General features: G+C 34.7%; 18 protein-coding genes and 1 pseudogene. All 19 read right to left on the reverse strand.

Going from position 1 to position 19,125, the window contains the following annotated elements; genetic code table 11:
- Positions 1-48: 48 nt before the first annotated feature.
- A complete protein-coding gene (locus D8M06_RS05810) occupies positions 49-261 on the reverse strand; it encodes an acetyl-CoA carboxylase biotin carboxyl carrier protein subunit (protein WP_121203445.1) in 213 nt (70 codons plus the stop codon).
- Positions 262-372: 111 nt separating this feature from the next.
- A complete protein-coding gene (locus D8M06_RS05815; protein ID WP_121203446.1) occupies positions 373-759 on the reverse strand; it encodes a MaoC/PaaZ C-terminal domain-containing protein in 387 nt (128 codons plus the stop codon).
- Complete coding sequence (locus D8M06_RS05820) at positions 756-1,205, reverse strand: FAS1-like dehydratase domain-containing protein (protein ID WP_121203575.1); 450 nt, start codon at positions 1,203-1,205, stop codon at positions 756-758. Before D8M06_RS05820 ends, D8M06_RS05815 begins: the two co-directional genes overlap by 4 nt.
- A gap of 28 nt (positions 1,206-1,233) precedes the next feature.
- A complete protein-coding gene (gene fabG / locus D8M06_RS05825) occupies positions 1,234-1,995 on the reverse strand; it encodes a 3-oxoacyl-ACP reductase FabG (protein ID WP_121203447.1) in 762 nt (253 codons plus the stop codon).
- A 56-nt stretch (positions 1,996-2,051) separates the two neighbouring features.
- Positions 2,052-2,816 (reverse strand): SDR family NAD(P)-dependent oxidoreductase, encoded by a 765-nt coding sequence (locus tag D8M06_RS05830; RefSeq protein WP_158591735.1) that lies wholly within the window; start codon positions 2,814-2,816, stop codon positions 2,052-2,054.
- Positions 2,817-2,880: 64 nt separating this feature from the next.
- Positions 2,881-4,005 carry a zinc-dependent alcohol dehydrogenase family protein gene (locus D8M06_RS05835; RefSeq protein WP_121203449.1) on the reverse strand — a complete coding sequence of 375 codons (1,125 nt, stop codon included), beginning with the start codon at positions 4,003-4,005 and terminating at the stop codon, positions 2,881-2,883.
- A 1,010-nt stretch (positions 4,006-5,015) separates the two neighbouring features.
- A complete protein-coding gene (locus D8M06_RS05840; protein ID WP_121203450.1) occupies positions 5,016-6,461 on the reverse strand; it encodes an aldehyde dehydrogenase family protein in 1,446 nt (481 codons plus the stop codon).
- 52 nt (positions 6,462-6,513) lie between these two features.
- Positions 6,514-7,296, reverse strand: a complete 783-nt coding sequence (locus D8M06_RS05845) for an N-acyl homoserine lactonase family protein (RefSeq protein ID WP_121203451.1) — start codon at positions 7,294-7,296, stop codon at positions 6,514-6,516.
- A 45-nt stretch (positions 7,297-7,341) separates the two neighbouring features.
- On the reverse strand, positions 7,342-8,760 hold the full coding sequence (locus D8M06_RS05850; protein WP_121203452.1) for an aldehyde dehydrogenase family protein: 1,419 nt from the start codon (positions 8,758-8,760) through the stop codon (positions 7,342-7,344).
- Positions 8,761-8,792: 32 nt separating this feature from the next.
- Positions 8,793-9,710 carry an NAD(P)-dependent oxidoreductase gene (locus tag D8M06_RS05855; RefSeq protein ID WP_121203453.1) on the reverse strand — a complete coding sequence of 306 codons (918 nt, stop codon included), beginning with the start codon at positions 9,708-9,710 and terminating at the stop codon, positions 8,793-8,795.
- Between the two features lie 20 nt (positions 9,711-9,730).
- Positions 9,731-10,381 (reverse strand): GntR family transcriptional regulator, encoded by a 651-nt coding sequence (locus tag D8M06_RS05860; RefSeq protein WP_121203454.1) that lies wholly within the window; start codon positions 10,379-10,381, stop codon positions 9,731-9,733.
- 102 nt (positions 10,382-10,483) lie between these two features.
- Positions 10,484-11,800 carry a TRAP transporter large permease gene (locus D8M06_RS05865; protein ID WP_121203455.1) on the reverse strand — a complete coding sequence of 439 codons (1,317 nt, stop codon included), beginning with the start codon at positions 11,798-11,800 and terminating at the stop codon, positions 10,484-10,486.
- Positions 11,801-11,844: 44 nt separating this feature from the next.
- On the reverse strand, positions 11,845-12,366 hold the full coding sequence (locus D8M06_RS05870; RefSeq protein ID WP_158591736.1) for a TRAP transporter small permease: 522 nt from the start codon (positions 12,364-12,366) through the stop codon (positions 11,845-11,847).
- 160 nt (positions 12,367-12,526) lie between these two features.
- Positions 12,527-13,537, reverse strand: coding sequence for a TRAP transporter substrate-binding protein DctP (gene dctP / locus D8M06_RS05875; RefSeq protein ID WP_121203457.1), 1,011 nt, complete (start codon positions 13,535-13,537; stop codon positions 12,527-12,529).
- 47 nt (positions 13,538-13,584) lie between these two features.
- Positions 13,585-14,615: pseudogene (locus D8M06_RS05880) on the reverse strand (zinc-binding dehydrogenase).
- 360 nt (positions 14,616-14,975) lie between these two features.
- Entirely contained in the window at positions 14,976-15,356 is a 381-nt protein-coding gene (gene pcaC / locus D8M06_RS05885; protein WP_121203458.1) for a 4-carboxymuconolactone decarboxylase, read from the reverse strand.
- Positions 15,357-16,028: 672 nt separating this feature from the next.
- Complete coding sequence (locus tag D8M06_RS05890) at positions 16,029-17,381, reverse strand: MmgE/PrpD family protein (protein ID WP_121203459.1); 1,353 nt, start codon at positions 17,379-17,381, stop codon at positions 16,029-16,031.
- Between the two features lie 23 nt (positions 17,382-17,404).
- Positions 17,405-17,935 (reverse strand): MaoC family dehydratase, encoded by a 531-nt coding sequence (locus D8M06_RS05895; protein WP_121203460.1) that lies wholly within the window; start codon positions 17,933-17,935, stop codon positions 17,405-17,407.
- A 15-nt stretch (positions 17,936-17,950) separates the two neighbouring features.
- Positions 17,951-19,108: a CaiB/BaiF CoA transferase family protein gene (locus D8M06_RS05900; RefSeq protein ID WP_121203461.1), complete on the reverse strand. Its 1,158-nt coding sequence runs from the start codon at positions 19,106-19,108 to the stop codon at positions 17,951-17,953.
- Between the last annotated feature and the right edge of the window lie 17 nt (positions 19,109-19,125).

Below are 19,125 nucleotides of genomic sequence, written 5' to 3' on the forward strand. Positions count from 1 at the left end.
TTTATTAATTATCTAAATTTCAGATAATTAAATCCGCAATTTACCTTTTTACTCCACAACTACAATTACATCACCTTCATTGACAAAGTCACCTTCATTTACCTTTATATCAACAACGGTTCCACTAAACTCCGACTCAATTGGAATTTCCATTTTCATAGATTCCAAAATAGCTACCTCTTGTAAATCATTTACACTGTCACCAACACTCACTAAGATTTTCCATACATTACCAGTGATATTAGATGTTATCTGTTTCATTTATTTTTTCCTCCCATATTTAGTTTTATATTTTTAATAATAAAATTTCTTTTAATACTGTTAACGAAACTATTCACTAAAACAATATAAACTAAAGGATATTCTCTTCAATTACTTAAATAATTGAAAGATTATCTTAGATTTTACTACCGTTTCTCCCTTTTGATTCACAGCAGATATCTGATAATAATATTCAGAATCTACTACCTTTACTAATTCTGGAGTAATTGTTATAACGTCATCCACATAAACCATCCCGGTAAAGCGGGTTGAAAAAGATTTTATAAATCCCTGTTCTAGAAATGGGGAAATTAACCTTGAAACTTTTGCCATGGTTAACATTCCATGAGCAATTACACCTTTCAAACCAGCCTCTTTAGCCTCTTCATCAATGGTATGGATAGGATTATAGTCACCTGAAGCCCCCGCATATTTTATCAATTCAAGTCTAGTTACTGGCTTCATAACCAATGGTGATAATTCAGAAAGATTCTTCATACTTCCATCACCTTTCTTACTGCTTCTGTAATAATAAGAACTTCTGTGATTTTAAATAAATGATTATCTTCTAAATCCTCTCCAATCTTATTTCTTGATAGAAATGACAAGGTACCATTTCTTCCTTCCTTTTCATAAAAGTTTTCTACTATTGTATAACACTTAATCTTTTCCCCAACTTTAAGTGGTCTACTATACTCAAAAATTTGCTCACCATGTATTAGACCTTTAGATGGTACGATTAACCCTTCAATTTCACCATAATCAAGTGTTTGAGTATAAGTAGGGGGTACTATATTCTCATTAAAACTTGAACTGTTACCAAACTCTTCATCTATAAACAAAGGGTTTTTATCACCAATAGATTCTGCAAATTTCTTTATAGCTCCTCTTTCAAGCGTATTTAACACTGGATTTGACGTTTTTCCAATAAATTTTTTATACAACATGATTTCCCTCCCTATACGGTTCTAGCTAAACAGTAGGTCCTCCAGCGACATAGAGCACTTGGCCATTAATAAAGGATGAATCCTCATCAGCTAAAAATGAGACTGCATTTGCAATATCTTTTGGATTCCCACTTCTTTGGACTGGAATGTCTTGAACTAATAATTTTCTATATTCTTCAAAAGAAAGTCCCATTCTTTCTGCTGTTGCCTTTGTCATATCTGTTTCAATAAAACCAGGTGCAATTGCGTTTGAAGTGATACCAAATTTCCCTAATTCAATTGCTAGAGTTTTAGTAAATCCTTGTAGACCTGCTTTTGCTGTTGCATAGTTTGCCTGTCCTCTATTTCCGAGAGCTGAGACGGAAGAAATGTTTATAATTCTACCAAAATTATTATCCACCATATGCTTTTGAGCAGCACGACTCATATTAAATGCACCATTTAAGTGTACGGACATAACAGAATCCCAATCACTATCAGTCATTTTAAACAGCATATTATCTCGGGTAATACCCGCATTATTTATAAGAATATCTAATTTACCAAACTCCTTAACAACATTATTAATCGCATTATTTGCATCTTCACCAGAAGAAACGTCTGTTTTATAAGTTACTATTGAATTTTCAAATCTAGCAAGGGCCTCTTTACAATTCGCTAATTCTTCTTCATTGATGTCAAGTATAGCTACTTTAGCACCATCTGCTAATAAAGTCTTTACGATTTCCAAACCAATTCCCCTACTACCACCAGTTACAATTGCAGTTTTATTTTCAAATCTTGACATTAGTATCCTCTCCTAACTTTTTTGTTATTGATAAAGATCTTAAATATTGAACTCCACTAACTTACTGCCTCTCCACCATCAATAGTTAATACTTGACCAGTCATATAATCAGATGCTTCAGATCCCAAGTACACTATCAAAGGTCCTATTTCTCTTGGATCTCCAATTCGTCTTAAAGGAATTCTTTTTATAATCTTATCTGCAATTTCCGAGTTATTATCAAAAACTTCCTCATTCATAGATGTTTTAAAATAACCTGGACAAATGACGTTGACATTTACTTTGTATCTTGCCCATTCTGTAGCTAGCATTCTAGTAAATTGGATTACGCCACCTTTACTTGTACCATATGCGACTAAACCAGGGGTACCAATTAATCCATCATACGATCCAATATTTATTATTTTCCCGTTTTTCTGAGATATCATAATAGTTCCGATTTCTCTGGTCAGCTTCATTAACCCTGTTAAATTTGTATTTATTATTCTATCTATTTCTTCATCACTTGTTTTAATATAATGCTTATCAATAACAATACCTGCATTGTTCACGAGGATATCTAATTTCCCGTTATTATTTATTAGATAATCTTTTAGTTGAGATATTTGATTAGAATCTGTTACGTCACATACGTAGCTTTTAATCTTGGTACTATATGCACAGAGTTCTTTAACTGTCTCTTCTAATGTTTGTTTATTGCGCCCTGTTATAATAACTTCAGCATTAGATTGTAATAATGCTATTGCAGCAGCTTTTCCCAATCCCCTGCTTCCTCCAGTAACTAAAGCTACCTTTCCTTGTAAATTAAACGCTTCTAACATATAAGACTCCTTCATTAACTTATTTTCTAAAATTTATATTTCACTGAACTCTAACAACACTGAACTAAAAAGTGATAATGATTCTTGAAAAATCTCCTGATGCTAATTGATCAAAACCTTCATTTATTTCATCAAGGCTTATCGTCCTAGCTAATAATTTATCAACTGGAAGTCTCCCTTGACTATATAATTTAATAAATCTAGGAATATCTCTATCAGGGACACAACTACCTACATATGACCCTTTTAATGTTTTTTCATCGGCAGTTAATGTTACATAAGGGAAGGAGAATTTATGTTCTGGATGTGGTAATCCTGTCGTAACAGTTGTTCCTCCACGCTTAGTAATGGCATATGCCACTTCCAAAGCAGGCACTACTCCAGCAGTTTCAAAGACATTATCTAATCCACCGCCAGTTGCAACTCGAATCTGCTCTATCACATCTGAGTCTTTGGAATTAAAAACATCTGTTGCTCCCAATTCTAAAGCCTGTTTTAATTTATTATCATTTACATCAACTGCCACAACACGGCTAGCACCTGCAGCAACGGCTCCTAACATTGCACTTAAACCAATACCCCCAAGACCTACTATCGCAACAGTACTTCCCATTTTAATATTTGCAGTATTAACAACTGCACCTACACCAGTTATAACTGCACAGCCAAATAGTGCAATTTTTTCAAAAGGTATATTTTTATCAACTTTAACTAAAGAGTTTCTTGATACAACCACATATTCTGAAAAAGCTGACACACCAACATGATGATTTACTACTTCGTCACCTTTATGTAGTCGTACTCCACCACTTAGTAATGTGCCTTTATTATTTGTTTCTGCTGCTGGTTCACATAGTGCCGGTCTACCTTCTCTACAAGGGACACAGTGCCCACAACTCGGCACGAACACACACACTACATGATCTCCTGGGTATAAGTCAGTTACTCCTTCACCAACTTCTGTAACGACTCCTGCAGCTTCGTGTCCTAATGCCATTGGCAATGGTCTTGGTCTACTACCATTAATAACTGAGAGGTCTGAATGACAAAGGCTAGCTGCTTTAATTTGAACTTGTACTTCTCCATATTGAGGTGAATCCAAATCTAAAGTTTCAATCTTAATTGGCTTTGTTTTTTTATATGGCTGAGGTAATCCTAACTCATGTAATACAGCTGATTTTACTTTCATATACTATTTCTCCTCTCAAAATTATATTTATAGAATATATTAATAAAGCTTAATCCTAAAAGTTTAATATAAGTCTTACGCTTAATAGCATACTTAACTCCTTCTTTACCTAAATCACTATTTTTAACACAAACATAGCCATAAAGCCACAAAGAAAACGCATTCATTAAACTTGAAATAAGACTATTGTATGACAACTTGGATACAATATACCAAATTCACTTTTAATAGTCAATACATTAAAAATGTTAAACAAATAAAAAATTATCTGAATTCGGATTATAGATAGTTATATTATAATGTTATAATCTATCAACATTATCAACTAACTATTCAATAACCTAAATTTACTAATAAAACTTCGGTTTGTTAAGTGATTTTACCACACCTTGTTAGAAAGACTTCTACTATTCCGTCCAATTATTGATTTATCAATCTCTTAATCTACTTCAATCTCATCACCTCTTTATTCCATATCACCAAATTTCCTCATCAAGTGTATCCTTGCTGCCTACGACTTTCACAAGCGTTAAAGCTATACTGTATATAACGCAGAATATATTAAATGTATAATATGTCTAGGATTATAGATAACTATAATTTTCCTCAACAGCAGATAGTTTTTTTCATATTTATCCCATCAAATCCGATGAAAAGTTTCTTTCAATCTTTAAATATACCATTAGATTTTGTCCATCCTAATTTCATAACATAGATTATTTAAATTCTCGCTCCTATACCTTCGTATTTCCACTGCAAGTTCAGCAGACACTACAACAATGGCAGCATAGGTAAAAATGCTCTATAGATATAATCCAATTTTATAACGTGCCCTACTGCTCTATTAAAAGAACTGCTTATGGTTCTCTAACGTTTCCACAGCAAATCCATGCCCATTTGACTAGTATTTTCTATAGACCAATAATCACTGAACCAAAAATAATCTACTACATATAACTTCGAAAACAACTACTAAAATATCTGCCTTTATTCTAAAAAGAACCTAATCTTTAAACTAATTTTATACCAATAAATTTAGAATCAGTCATCTCTTCAATAGCATATTTAACACCTTCTTTTCCAATCCCACTATTCTTCACACCACCATATGGAATATGGTCATATCGACGTACAGATACCTCATTGATCCAAACTCCACCTGTTTCTATAGAGTCGGCAACTCGCATAGCACGGTTTATGTCTCTTGTAAATACACCAGCGTGTAGTCCTAGATCTGTATCATTTGCAAATGCAATTACTTCATCTTCTGTCTTAAATGGTATGACACTTACGATAGGTGCAAATACTTCGGCACAGACTACTTTCATCTCCGGAGTTACATTAGCGATAACCGTTGGTTCTAATAGGGCACCTTTTCGATTTCCACCCGTTAACACTTTTGCGCCTTTAACTGTAGCTTCATTAATCCATGATTCAGCACGTTGAGCCGCATCTTCTGTAATCATTGGTCCCATTTCAGTAGATTCCTCAAGAGGATTACCAAGTTCAAGTGTATTTACTTTTGCAACAAGTTTACCTAAAAATTTATCATAGACCTCCTCATGAACGTAGATGCGTTGTGCAGATACACATGCTTGACCAGCAAATGTATACCCACCCATTGTTATTGCATTTACAGCATTATCTAAATCACCGTCTTCAAAAATAATATTGGGTGCATTCGAACCTAATTCAAGCGTTACCTTTTTTCGTTTTGCCATTTCATTAATCTTCCAACCAACCACACCACTACCTGTAAAAGATACTTTTTTAACTTTTGGATGTGTTACAAGTGGCTCTACTAACTCTTGTCCCGGACCCATCACAATATTTAATACTCCATTTGGCAATCCTACCTCTTCAAATAATTGATAAAGCATGACAGATGAAAACGGTGTTTTCTCTGCAGGTTTTAAAACAACGGTATTTCCTGCAGCAATTGCTGGTGCCACTTTATGCAAAACAAGATTTAACGGAAAGTTAAATGGTGTAATTGCAGCTACAACCCCTAAAGGGACGCGCTTGGTTATTCCAATTTGATTTTCTCCACCGCTTGCACTATCCATTGGTATTTGCTCACCGTAAATAGATTTTGCCCCTTCTGAGGAAAATCGTAACACTTGAACGGCTCGAGAAACCTCTCCACGAGCTTCACGTATCGGTTTTCCCGCTTCCAGTGCAAGAACCTCAGCAAATGTTTCGGATTTTGTTTCTAAAAGGTCTCCTGCTCTCCTTAAAATATTTGACCGTTCGTGTGCAGGCATTTTCTTCATCGTTTCTTGAAATACCTGTTCAGCACATTTCACAGCATCCTTCACATCATCTACTGTTGCACACGCAATTTTACCAATTATTTCTTGGTTATAAGGATTAATTACTTCTAGTTCGTTTTTTCCTTTTTTCCTTTCCTCACCATTAATAAATGATCCATAATAAAATGTTTTTACATCTAGCATATTCAGTCCTCCTCTATTCATCTTTAAATTATATTTATAATCTATTTATCTACTACTTTATTTGTACAGCAATACCATTAAGTTCTGTAGTGGGCGAACTAAACCTTTCCATTACTTTCGGGTCATGACCAGGTACAATTATAGTTGAATCATCACTTACTGATCGTACTAAGTCAAAGGCATCATACATCTTCGATAGCTCATGTACAATTGTGAATGGTCGATCTTCTTCAAAATTTGTATAAAAATGACTTACATCTGATGTTAAAATAACATTCCCCTGTTCTGTTTGTACTTTTACAAATTGTAGACCTGGTGAATGTCCTCCTGCATTATATACGGTAATACCCGGCAAAATTTCCTTATGATCCGAAACAAAGGTAATTTTTCCTTTAAAGTTTTCCCTCACTAAATGGACAATATCTTCCACTTCTATTAAATGCTTATACTCTCCCCTAGACGCATGTTTGCCAGTCCAAAACGACATTTCTTTTTCTTGTATAACAAAGGTGGAATGAGGAAACTTCATTAAATTTCCAACATGATCATAATGCATGTGTGTAAGAACAACGTATGGAACATCTTTTACTTCGATATCTAATTTTTCTAAGGTTTTAATAGGACATCTCAAAAAAGTTCTTCCTCTTTTATTCGCAATTGTTTCATTGAATCCCACATCAATAACTACTGTATATTCCTTAGATTTTGCTACCCATATAAAGTAGTCCATTGGCATGTAATAGTTCTCGTGGGCGTCATTACTTCCATGATAATGATTATTTGCAATGGCATCCCTTTCCGCATACTTGATTGCGTACACTTCGTACGTATTCATCTTTCATCAGTCACTCCCTCTCCAACAGATAAGTTCAGCCTAACTTCATGATAAATCTATCACTACCATCTTCATTTCAGTCATTTCTGCAATTGCATACTTAGGACCCTCTTTACCAATCCCACTATTTTTCACTCCACCATATGGCATTAAATCAGCACGATAGGTACTTGCATCGTTAATAATGACTCCTCCAGTGTTTAATTTTTTCATTGCATACATTGCTGTTTGTATGTTTGAAGTATAAACACCGGATTGCAAACCATACTCACTATCATTCGCTTGAGCAATTGCATCTTTTAACTCTTTAAACGGCATAATTGTTAATACTGGTCCAAAGACTTCCTCACACACTACCTTCATTTTTGGTCTTACATTAGATATTATAGTTGGCTCAATAAACGCTCCATCTTGACCACCGCCAACTAATACTTTCGCTCCATCTTTTACAGCTTCATCTATCCAAGCTTTCACACGATTAGATTCAGTTTGGCTAATTAATGGTCCAATACCAGTTTTCTCATCCAAAGGGTCTCCAATTTCCACTTTCACTATCTCATCAACTAATTTATCGGTAAACTCTTTTAGAATATTTTCTTGGACATAGATTCGTTGAGCTGAAATGCACGCTTGCCCTGCATTTGTTACCCCCCATTTCGCAATAGAAATCGCTGCTTTTTCTATATCAGCATCTTCACACACAATATTTGGAGAGTTATTCCCTAATTCTAGTGATACATTACGGAAACCACTTTGTTCTTTAATACTTTTTCCTACACTAGGGCTACCAGTAAACGTGTACTTACCAATTCGTTCATCATCCAATAACCATTGACCAACTTTTGAACCAGACCCAGTAAGTAAGTTTACATAGCCAGAAGGAAGTCCAGCTTCAGTAAGAATATCAAATAGTAAAAAAGCATTTAATGGCGTATCAGAAGATGGTTTCCAAACTACTGTATTTCCCGCAGCAATTGCTGGGCCTAATTTATGACAGGATAAATTAAAAGGAACGTTAAAAGGAGTAATAGCACATACAACTCCTATAGGGGCGCGCACGTAAAATCCAAACTTATTCTCACTTCCCGGACTACCAGTAAGTGGTACCAACTCTCCCCCTAGACGCTTCGCCTCTTCAGAAGAGAGAAGTAGAGTTTGCTCAGCACGATCTACTTCTACTCTAGCTTCATTTATGGTTTTACCAACTTCTGCAACAATCAACTTTGCTATTTCATCTTTTCTTTTTCCAACAATATTTGCAGCTCGATTTAAAATTTCGTATCGTTGATAAGGCGTAAGCGTATCATCTTCGAACGTTTTACTAGCAACATCAATTGCTTTTGAAACGTGGGTTTTATCAGCAATACTTACTCTACCAATTTCTTCATTTGTATACTTATTCCTAATAATCATTGATTCTTCAGTAACAATAGACTCTTCACCAATTCTTAATCCATTAACCATGATTTCATCACTCCTATTTTTTTTATAATTTATTACTTTACTTCAGTTACTTTCTTACCAACTTCTACTCCTGCCCATTCCTCAAAAAACTTAATGATTGCTGTACTATCAGAACCTTTTTCACTTCGATTAAGTACGTAACGCCAAAAGTGTGCAATATGTTGACCTAGAAACATTGGCATCTCGATATATTCAGCTAGTTCCATACAAAGTTTTATATCTTTATACACTAAATCTGTTGAAAAACCATAATTAAACTTACGGTTGATAATAGACTGTTTAAACTTTGTTTCAGTTGCAGAATTCCTGCCAGTACTTACATTGAAAATATCAATCATTTTGTCTGGATCCAAACCTGCTTTTACTCCTAGTACAACTGCTTCAGATGTTATTGCAAGTGCTGCAGAAGATAAAAGGTTGTTAATAACTTTCATAACTTGAGCTTGGCCAATTTTGTCGCCAACATGTAATACCTTCTTGGCTAAATGTTTCAGCAGCTCATAGCATTCTTCAAATAGATAATGTTTTCCAGCAATCATAATAGAAAGGGCTCCATCTTTTGCTCCAGGAACACCACCACTAACAGGGGAATCCAGCACCTCAATCCCCTTTGATATTAATATATCTCCGACTTTTTCAGATACTTCTTGACCAGTTGTAGATAAATCGATGTAAACTTTTACTTGGCTACCCTCAACAATTCCATTTTCACCTGTCGCTACTTCTTCAACCACTTTCGGTGTAGGTAAACTCACCAATAGGATATCAGCTTTATTTGCAACATCTGCTGGACTATTAGCAGTTTCTATATATGGGCCAGAAAATTGATTTAGAACCTCATCGTTAATGTCATAAAGAACCATTTCATATCCTGCATTAATAAGATGTGTAGCCATATAGTACCCCATATTTCCTAACCCTATAAAACCAATCACTTTCTTTTTACTCATTTTATCTCCCCCTTTAATTTCTAAGTGAATATATTTTCCAGAATGGAAATGCCTCTTGTTTTTTTCGAAAGAAGTATAGTAGAAACTGTATTTATATCCTTATTTTTTATCCCAAATATGATGTCTTTATACTCTATCACTGACTTTCTTAAACTAATCGGATGTGACAACGTTAAGTAACGAAAAGTAGTCCATCGTAAATTAAGATTTTTGTAAATATCGACTAGAAGTTTATTTTTTGAGAACTCTATTAACTTCAAGTGTAGTTCTTCTACTAGTTCATGAAATTTTTTTATTTCTCTTTTTTCAATGATAGTTTCCATGTCGACAAGTAATTTTTCCATATATTCAATGTCCTTCTTATTATTCCGCTCAATCCCCTTTATCAAAGCAAACTCTGTTAAGTTATATACGACATCATATAAGTCGTTGATCTCATCTATTGAAATCGCCTTAACTCTAACACCTCTTCTAGGGATTTTTTCTACAACTCCTTGATTTTCAAGAATAAATAAGGCTTCTCGAACAGGTGATCTACTTATATTAAAATATTCAGTTAGTTCTGTTTCAACTAATCTTTGTCCAGGTTCATAATATCCCTCTGCAATTTGGCTAGCTACCGTTTCCGCTATTTTTTTAGCTAATGTACTTTTATCGAGATTATTCTTCATTGGTCTTACCTTCTTTAAATTTATTTATGATAACACTTACCTCTTAAGCTATCATATAATAATATTTATCATGCTCTATAGCGGGTCAGTTTTATATATTTGTTAATCTGCTCCAACCGAAGGCAACCACGTGACAATTTCAGGGAATATAATAATAATAATCACACCAACTAAACTTATCGTAATAACCCCAATAACTGACTTGTATATTTCCTTCATCGAGACATTGCTAGGTATGACACCTCTAATGACAAATAATAATAATCCAAAGGGAGGTGTAATATTTCCAATTCCTAAACAAATCAATACTAAAAGACCAAACCAAACAAGATCGAATTCCAGAGCAGTAACTACTGGTATATATAATGGTGTAGTAATCATTAAAATAGAGATAGGTTCAATGAATGTTCCTAAAATTAAGATAATTAAAAGCATACCAATTACAGATACAAGAGGATCAACGTTTAAAGATAACACTGCATCCACTAGCCCTCTTGCTGCACCTGTAAAAGCAATTAATTGGCTGAAACCAGCAGATGCTGCAAGGATTAATAGAATCATTCCACTAACTTTTAAAGTACCTAATATGGATCTTTTCAAGACATCTACAGTTAATCTTCCATAAACTATAGGTAATAATAAAGCACCTAGAGCCCCTATTGCCGCTGATTCAGTTGGAGTTGCAAACCCTGAAAATATTAACCAAACTACTAAAACGATTAATCCCATTAGAGGAACTGCATCAAATACTAGTGAACGAAGTTTTTCATTCCAACTTGTTTTATCTACATCATAGACAGGAGCAACCGAAGGATTAAATATTCCTAGCGCCATAAAGTAAATTATCATTAAAACTGCTAGTAAAATTCCTGGAATTACTCCACCGATTAATAAGTCTCCTACAGAGATTCCTCCAAGTCCTCCCAAGAGAATAGCTGTAGTACTTGGTGGAATAATTGTCGCTAATGCTCCCGCACCAAGTATTGGCCCTACAGACATCTTTAGATGATAGCCTCGTTTTTCCATTTCTGGAGTCATAGATGAACCAAGCATTGCTGCATTTGCTACTGCTGAGCCACTTAAAGCCGAGAATAGTGTGCCAGCAGCCATTGTTAATATACTCAAACGACTTGGGAGCCTTCCCATCCACCTAGAAAGAACATCGATTAATTTCATTACAAGCCCTGAGTGGAATAAAACTTCGCCCATTAAAATAAATAACGGTATTGGTGTTAAAGAAAAGCTTCCTAAGGATTCAAATGCACTTCGTACAAATGTTTGTAATCCACCGTCCAATCCAATAAATAATATTGTCAATATAATATTTACTGCTATAAACCCAAAAGCAACGGGAAAACCTGTCAAAATAAATAGCATTAATAATACAAAAAATAGTGTTATCACTATGTACCATTCCATGCATATCCCTCCTTACATTCAACCCTATCTGTTATGTAAATAATTTATCTAGCTTGTATCTCTGGTACATCTATATCGATATTCGCCGTAGTTTTAAAAGTCAACAATTCCTTAATAAGTAGTAATAAAAACCGTATAGTTAAGAAAAATGTTCCAATAGCCAAAGGAAGTAATAATAAATATTCTGGCCATGGAATGTTATCTAACAAAACAACTCCACGACTATAACTACTTAAAGTTACTTTTAAGCTGTACCAAAAGAAAATAAACGAAGCTATTGCTGATACTGCAAATATAACACAATTCATAAACTTAAGAACTTTCCCCTTCAGTATCCCAAGAATTAAATCAACCTTAACATGCCCGTCATGTTTTAGGATCCAAGGTGCTGCTAAAAATACCGAGTAGACCATTAAATATCCTGCAAAATCATTTGTCCATATTACTGGTGCATTAAGCACTTCTCTTGAAAAGACTCCATATACAATACTCAACAACATAAGAAAAATACATGTTGCAGCAATGATTAACATTATCTTTTCCGTAAAAGTTATTATTCTGTCCAAAAAAGAATAGCTCCTGAATAAACCACTTTTATTATCGGTACTCATTATATCCCTCCTAGAAAGGTATTCTTTGTATGCCTTGGTTTTAAGGAAGGTAATCATTAATGTTACATGAGTATTATTAAAATACCCATGTAACAATTAGTACATTCCCTTTTGTTTACTTTCTAAAATATTTCTCTAATTCATTGATGTCACTATTAATCTTTGTCTCTAACCATTCCCAAGAATTTTCTAAAGCTATTTCTTTAAACTTCTCACTATCCTTCAATTCAATAAATTCAGCTCCATTTTCCTCTATTTCTTTGTGTTCATCCTCAATTACTTTTTCAACACCTTTAGCCATTTCAAAGTAAGATTCAACAGCAGCTTCACTAACAATTTCTTGCAAATCAGCTGGCAGTTCAACAAAAGTATTAGAATTGATTAAGATTAATAAATCATTAGTATTAAAATCGGGAACAACTTGATATTTTAATAACTCTTGAACACCTATATCCGTAACGGAATAGTTTGCCCAAGCAAACCCATCAATCATCCCTCTTTCTAGTGCAGAATAAATATCCCCAGCTTCCATTGAAATTACATCAGCACCTAAGCCTTCTAACAATGGTGTGTATGTTGCAGTTCCTCTTATCGACAATCCTTCAAAATCTTCCGTAGACTCTACCTTATCATTTAGATAAATCGAGTATTTACCCTTAGCTGCTCTTCCTAGTAGTTTTACACCCATTCTTTCTTCATGAATTTCACTTAGATATTCAAAACTCCCTTTTTCTAGTTCTTCTTCATATGTTAATTCAGTAAAGTTAGACACTAATGCTTCAGGAACATTCTCTGAATAATATGAACTAAAAACCCAACTCATATCAATTGAACCGTTACTTACAGCTGATCCTTGGTTAAATCCAGGAATGGCTTCGGGACCACCAACATGTTCAATTTGAATTCTACCTTCACTTTTTTCCTCGACAATATCTTTAAAAATCGGGAATCCATCCATCTGGTTATTTGTTAAATCTAACGCAGTAGCAACTCTAAGGTTATATACTTCCTCATCTGACCCACCTTTTGAACTAGCATCACCAGCACAGCCAACTAGTAATATTGAAAGTGAAATTGTTATGGCAATTAAAGTCGTATTAATTTTAAAGAATGATTTCTTTTCCATTTAATCCTCTCCTTTTCATATCTTCATATTTAAATATTTAATTACTACTAAAATTTTATGATTATTCTAGATGACTCTCCTATTGATAATCTATCAAATCCTTCATTAATTTCATCTGAAGTTATAAAATCTGGTAATAATTTATCAACCGGTAACCTACCTTGCTTAAATAATTGAATAGAATTCGGAATATCTCTAGTTGGTATACAACTACGGTAGTCCTGTAGTTACAGTTGTTCCGCCACGCTTAGTAATGGCATATGCCAATTCCATTGCAGGTACAATACCAGCAGTTTCAAAAGTATAAACAAGTCCTCCACCAGTTACTTCTCTTATTTTCCCCACTACATTACAATCATTTGAATTAAATGTGTGTGTAGCACCGAGTTCTATCACCTGTTCCAACTTATTATCGTTTATATCAATAGCAATAATTTCACCTGCACCAGCTGTTACTGCTCCAATAAGTGCACTTAATCCTACGCCTCCAAGCCCTACTACAGCTACAGTATGACCTAATCTAATCTTTGCGGTATTGACTACTGCACCAACGCCAGTAATAACTGCACAGCCAAATAAAGCTAGCTTTTCAAATGGAATTTCCTTATCAACTTTCACTAGTGAGTTTTGCGATGACAGAACATACTCTGAAAAAGCAGAGACTCCTGTATGATGGTTTACATCTTCAGTTACTGTATACAGTCGTATTTCTCCACTAATTAACGTCCCAGCGTAATTAGATTCAGCCGCTGGCTCACATAAAGCTTGGCGACCTTCCTTACAGGGTAGACAATGTCCACAACTCGGAACAAAAACACATGCAACATAATCACCTTTCTTAAATGATGTTACTCCATCACCTACCTCAACTACAATTCCTGAAGTTTCATATCCTAGCGCTATAGGTCTAGTCTGCTACCATTAATAACTGACAAATCAGAGTGAAATAGACTTGCAGCTATAATCTGAACCAATACTTCACCATGTTGAGAAGGCTCTAATTGCTATGTTTCGGCCGACTTTCTTCATATGGTGACTCAACTCACGATTTACGTAATACAGCTGACCTTACTTCCATATCATCTATCCATATAGTAAAAATCATAAAGTATTTTTAAATGAAAATGATACTTGTATTTGTACCAAAATTAAATCTAGCTTATAATTTACAAACATTCTGGTTGGAGTTTTTTCAAGATTACCCTTCAGTCTCACATACCTTACCCCAAACAAAATTATGTATCCTCAACATCAATAGATAACGCTTACATTTATTAAACTATTATTCTTTTAACTTATCATTCTACTTTACTCTAATACACTAGATTTGTAATTTAAATCATAGACTCCTTTGTTATTAGGATTTTTTATTTTCATACTGCTATTAACTATTAAAGAGAGACGAGCAGGGTCCTTCTAGACCTTCAATATCATCTTTTTATTTATTTTCTTCCATTTCATCAAACACTTGTTGTGCTGTACGGAAACTATCGATTGCAGCAGGGACACCACAGTAGATTGCGCATTGTAAGAAGACTTCTTTTATTTCTTCCTTTGAAAGTCCGTTATTTAATGCCCCTCTAACATGTAATTTTAATTCATGTGGTCTATTTAGAGCAGTAATCATAGCTAAATTTAATAGACTTCTTTCTCTTCTTTCTAAACCAGGTCGGGTCCAAACTTCTCCCCAGCAATACTCTGTTACTAATTCTTGCATAGCCATATTAAAATCATTTGCATTATTTAATGAGCGCTCAACATGCTCTACACCAAGTACAGCCTTTCTTACTTCTAATCCTTCTATAAATTTTTCACCCATTTTAAATCAACTCCTTAGTAATTTTCCGCATACTGTATACAAGATAGTGTTAAAAGGCAAAATTAAAAATAATACATCAGACCTTATTTTTTATATAATTAATAGTCCATACTTCCAAACGACTCTTTTTTTAAGGTATTTACTATTTATTTATTTTAACCTCCTTTTTGTATCTTTTTTAAATTGTATACCGTTATTTATAGACTGTCAATACAAAAAATAAATATTATTCTCTATTTTTACTTAATAATAATTATTCAAATAATTTAATAAAGTTTTCTTTCCCTCTCATTAATTAATACAAAGCAGACCAAGGATTCCTATAGTCTTTTGTTTACTTTTGTAATTATCTATTAGTTTTAGATGCTACTGTTCCAGTTAGTATGCATATTTCTATGAATACTAACACAAGAATCACACTGTTTACATCTTTCGAAATATTACTTACTATTTTTCATGGCTATTTAGTTAAATTTTATGAATGCAAAATATCAACTACATCAAATAATCTACGCTATATAATTACTACTAATAGTAGGAACGTGAAAACTAGCAAGCCTACCTAATGGCTCACTAGTTTTAATTGCTAGATTCTCGAGATGTCTGATTGATTTAAAATTAAAGAAAATATATATCATAAACCTACTACAACTTAGAGAAACTTTAATTTAACTACCTAACTTTAATAAACACACTCATAATTTTCTCTATTTTCTCAATATCCCCCAATCTCAATACGTAGGCAGATAACCTTTCCCTTTCATTTATTGAAAGCTTCTTAGCCAACTTCAAAAACTTATTCTGTAATTCTATTTCCGTTACCGGATTTTCCGTATCACCTTTAGGATAATCAGTTTGCTTGGTAATTTTTTCTCCATTTGAAAGTGATACTTCCACCTTTACTCCCCATTTTTCTGGATAATTGTCATCAATATCAGGATCCACTTCAACCTCTACTTTACCCATCATATTTCGAACATCCTCATTCCACAAATTCTCCTGATTAAACACATCCAATCCACCTTCACCCTTAACCAAAGCCAACGCCGTACAATACTGCAAACTAAACTTAGAAGCATACTCCGTTTCCGGACTATCATTATCTGTTATATTAAGTGCTACTTGATAGGTTTTCACTTTTATCGATTCCACCAAATCCAATGAGAGGTCGCTTTCATTTCTCAAGTCAATCATTAAATCCATTGCATGATGCGTATGGCGACAGGATGCATGAATCTTAAATCCATTCTCCATAATCTTAAATTCTTTCCCAAGATTATTTGTAACCTTTGATTCATCAAAGCTTTCACTCATCGCTCGAAAGAAGCCTCGGTCCCCCTCTAATATTTCACTTGCACCAGTAAATCCTTTTTGAGCAAGCAAACCACTTATTACTCCATTCATGGCAGCTTTCCCTGGGTGAAGCTGCTTCGACATAGCTCCATCCTCAATAAATTCCCATAAACCAGCAGCTTGTGTTCCGGCACTACCTAAGGCATGGACAATTTGTTCTTCATGTAATTCTAGTAATTTGGAGACAGCAGCTGCTGCACCAAATGTTCCGCACGTAGCAGTATTATGCCAATAGTAATAATGAGATGGCGTTACGGCTTCCCCAATTCGGTAACATACTTCATAGCCAATTACGACTGCTGTAATGAGGTCTTTTCCAGATAGCTTTTTCCACTCTGCCACAGCAAGTGCTGCAGGTACAACAACTGTTGCCGCATGAATAATTGACGCTTTATGGATATCGTCCAGTTCTACAATATGACTTGCTGCTCCATTTACAAGTGCCGCTTGTGCAACCGATGTTTTTCCTCCTGTCACTAACGTAGCTTGAGGTTCTCCACCCATTTCCACTGCAAAGTCATGAACCATTTTTACTGGGGCTTTCGTCGAACCAGCAATTGCGGAGCCAAAATAATCAAGAATACATAGTTTCGTAAATTCGACAACTTCTTCCGGAATATTATCGTAATTCGTATCAATAATATACGAGGCTAACTTCTTACTTAATCCCATTATTCTCTCCTCCTTCGATCCTATTAATTTACTTTTACTTGCTCTTTATCTAACACTTTATCAAGTAACTTATTTTCCTTATTTGGAGCGAATTCCTTCTTATAAATCATAAAGGTCCGTTTATACGTGATAACCGTTTCTTCTCTTTGGTTGTAGCCTACAGTTTTGACAGATACAATTCCTACGTTAGGACGAGACTTTGATTCGCGCTTTTCCAATACTTCTGAATAGGAATAAATAGTATCTCCTTCAAAAACTGGATTCGGTAAACGTACTTCATCCCAACCAAGATTGGCCATAGCATTTTGAGAGATATCCGTAACCGATTGTCCCGTCACCAATGCTAACGTAAACGTGGAATCTACTAATGGCTTTTTAAACTCTGTTTGTTCAGAATAGTAGTCATCAAAATGAATCGGGTTTGTATTTTGCGTTAATAAGGTCACCCAAATATTATCTGTTTTTGTTACTGTTCTACCTAATGGATGTGGATAAATATCCCCAATCTCAAAATCCTCATAAAAACGACCTTTCCAACCATCCTTCACACTCATCAAGTTATCCCCCTTTTAATTTTTTACATAGTCCTTATTAAAACCTAACTCTTCTAGTATCTGATCTGTATGCTCTCCTAACTCTGGCACAGGTTTCATTACCGGATTAATCCCTTTCATGGTAAACGGTGGCTTTAATGCCGCTATCTCTCCAACTGGCGTTTGTACAGTAGTCCAACGATTTCTAGCAGCTAATTGTGGGTGCTCATAAAAGTCTTTTAAATTATTTAATCTTGCATTTGCAATTTGTGCTGAATCCAGTCGTGCAATTACCTCAGCTGAATCCAACGAATCGAAACAATCTTCAATAATTCCTTTTAATTCTTGGCGATTCTCCGACCGTTTTGAGTTATTATCAAATCTGTCGTCATTCGCTAATTTAGGTTCCTGAAGAACAATATCACAAAACTTCTTCCATTCTCTTTCATTTTGTAAACCAATAAACACTGTCTTCTCATCTCCACATAAAAACGGACCATAAGGATAAATAGTAGCATGGCTTGCTCCCGTACGTTTTGGCTCTTTTCCACCATAAACAGAATAATACATAGGGAAGCCCATCCACTCTCCAAGCGCCTCTAACATGGAAACCTCCATTATCGTTCCTTTACCAGTCTTTCCGCGGTTTAGCAGAGCTGTAAGAATTCCGGAGTATACGTACATCCCAGCTGCTATATCCGCAATTGAGATACCCGTTTTTGACGGGGTATCTTCACTGCCGGTAACAGAAACAAGTCCCGCTTCACACTGAATTAAAAGGTCATAAGCCTTTTTATCCTCATAGGATCCATTCTTCCCGTATCCAGAGAGGCTGCTTACAATTAGATTTGGATTTTTCTCTGTCAGTTCTTCTGGTATAAAGCCCATTCTTTCTAATGCACCTGGTGCAAGATTTTGTACGAGAACATCCGCGTTTTCTAGTAATTTACGTAATACTTCTTTTCCTTCTTCTGCCTTCAAGTCAAGTGTTATTGATTCTTTTGAACGGTTACACCAGACAAAATGACTGGACATACCATTTACCGTTGTATCATAATTTCTTGCAAAATCTCCTGTTTCAGGACGCTCTACTTTAATAACTCGTGCTCCTAAATCTGCTAATTGTCTAGTAGCGAAAGGAACAGCGATTGCTTGTTCCAAAGAGACTACTGTAACACCTTCAAGTGGTAACATCTAACTCCTCCTTAAAA

The organism is Oceanobacillus halophilus, from assembly GCF_003628505.1.
Classification (GTDB): Bacteria; Bacillota; Bacilli; order Bacillales; family Amphibacillaceae; genus Oceanobacillus; species Oceanobacillus halophilus.

Bases quoted from the DNA above. Each gene is read 5' to 3' on its own strand.
- D8M06_RS05890 (WP_121203459.1), bottom strand. From the start codon at position 17,381: ATGGGATTAAGTAAGAAGTTAGCCTCGTATATTATTGATACGAATTAC.
- D8M06_RS05895 (WP_121203460.1), bottom strand. From the start codon at position 17,935: ATGAGTGTGAAGGATGGTTGGAAAGGTCGTTTTTATGAGGATTTTGAG.
- D8M06_RS05840 (WP_121203450.1), bottom strand. From the start codon at position 6,461: ATGCTAGATGTAAAAACATTTTATTATGGATCATTTATTAATGGTGAG.
- D8M06_RS05855 (WP_121203453.1), bottom strand. From the start codon at position 9,710: ATGAGTAAAAAGAAAGTGATTGGTTTTATAGGGTTAGGAAATATGGGG.
- D8M06_RS05815 (WP_121203446.1), bottom strand. From the start codon at position 759: ATGAAGAATCTTTCTGAATTATCACCATTGGTTATGAAGCCAGTAACT.
- dctP (WP_121203457.1), bottom strand. From the start codon at position 13,537: ATGGAAAAGAAATCATTCTTTAAAATTAATACGACTTTAATTGCCATA.
- pcaC (WP_121203458.1), bottom strand. From the start codon at position 15,356: ATGGGTGAAAAATTTATAGAAGGATTAGAAGTAAGAAAGGCTGTACTT.
- D8M06_RS05810 (WP_121203445.1), bottom strand. From the start codon at position 261: ATGAAACAGATAACATCTAATATCACTGGTAATGTATGGAAAATCTTA.
- D8M06_RS05850 (WP_121203452.1), bottom strand. From the start codon at position 8,760: ATGGTTAATGGATTAAGAATTGGTGAAGAGTCTATTGTTACTGAAGAA.
- D8M06_RS05865 (WP_121203455.1), bottom strand. From the start codon at position 11,800: ATGGAATGGTACATAGTGATAACACTATTTTTTGTATTATTAATGCTA.
- D8M06_RS05830 (WP_158591735.1), bottom strand. From the start codon at position 2,816: ATGTTAGAAGCGTTTAATTTACAAGGAAAGGTAGCTTTAGTTACTGGA.
- D8M06_RS05860 (WP_121203454.1), bottom strand. From the start codon at position 10,381: ATGAAGAATAATCTCGATAAAAGTACATTAGCTAAAAAAATAGCGGAA.
- D8M06_RS05845 (WP_121203451.1), bottom strand. From the start codon at position 7,296: ATGAATACGTACGAAGTGTACGCAATCAAGTATGCGGAAAGGGATGCC.
- D8M06_RS05835 (WP_121203449.1), bottom strand. From the start codon at position 4,005: ATGAAAGTAAAATCAGCTGTATTACATGAGTTAGGATTACCTCAGCCA.
- fabG (WP_121203447.1), bottom strand. From the start codon at position 1,995: ATGTCAAGATTTGAAAATAAAACTGCAATTGTAACTGGTGGTAGTAGG.
- D8M06_RS05900 (WP_121203461.1), bottom strand. From the start codon at position 19,108: ATGTTACCACTTGAAGGTGTTACAGTAGTCTCTTTGGAACAAGCAATC.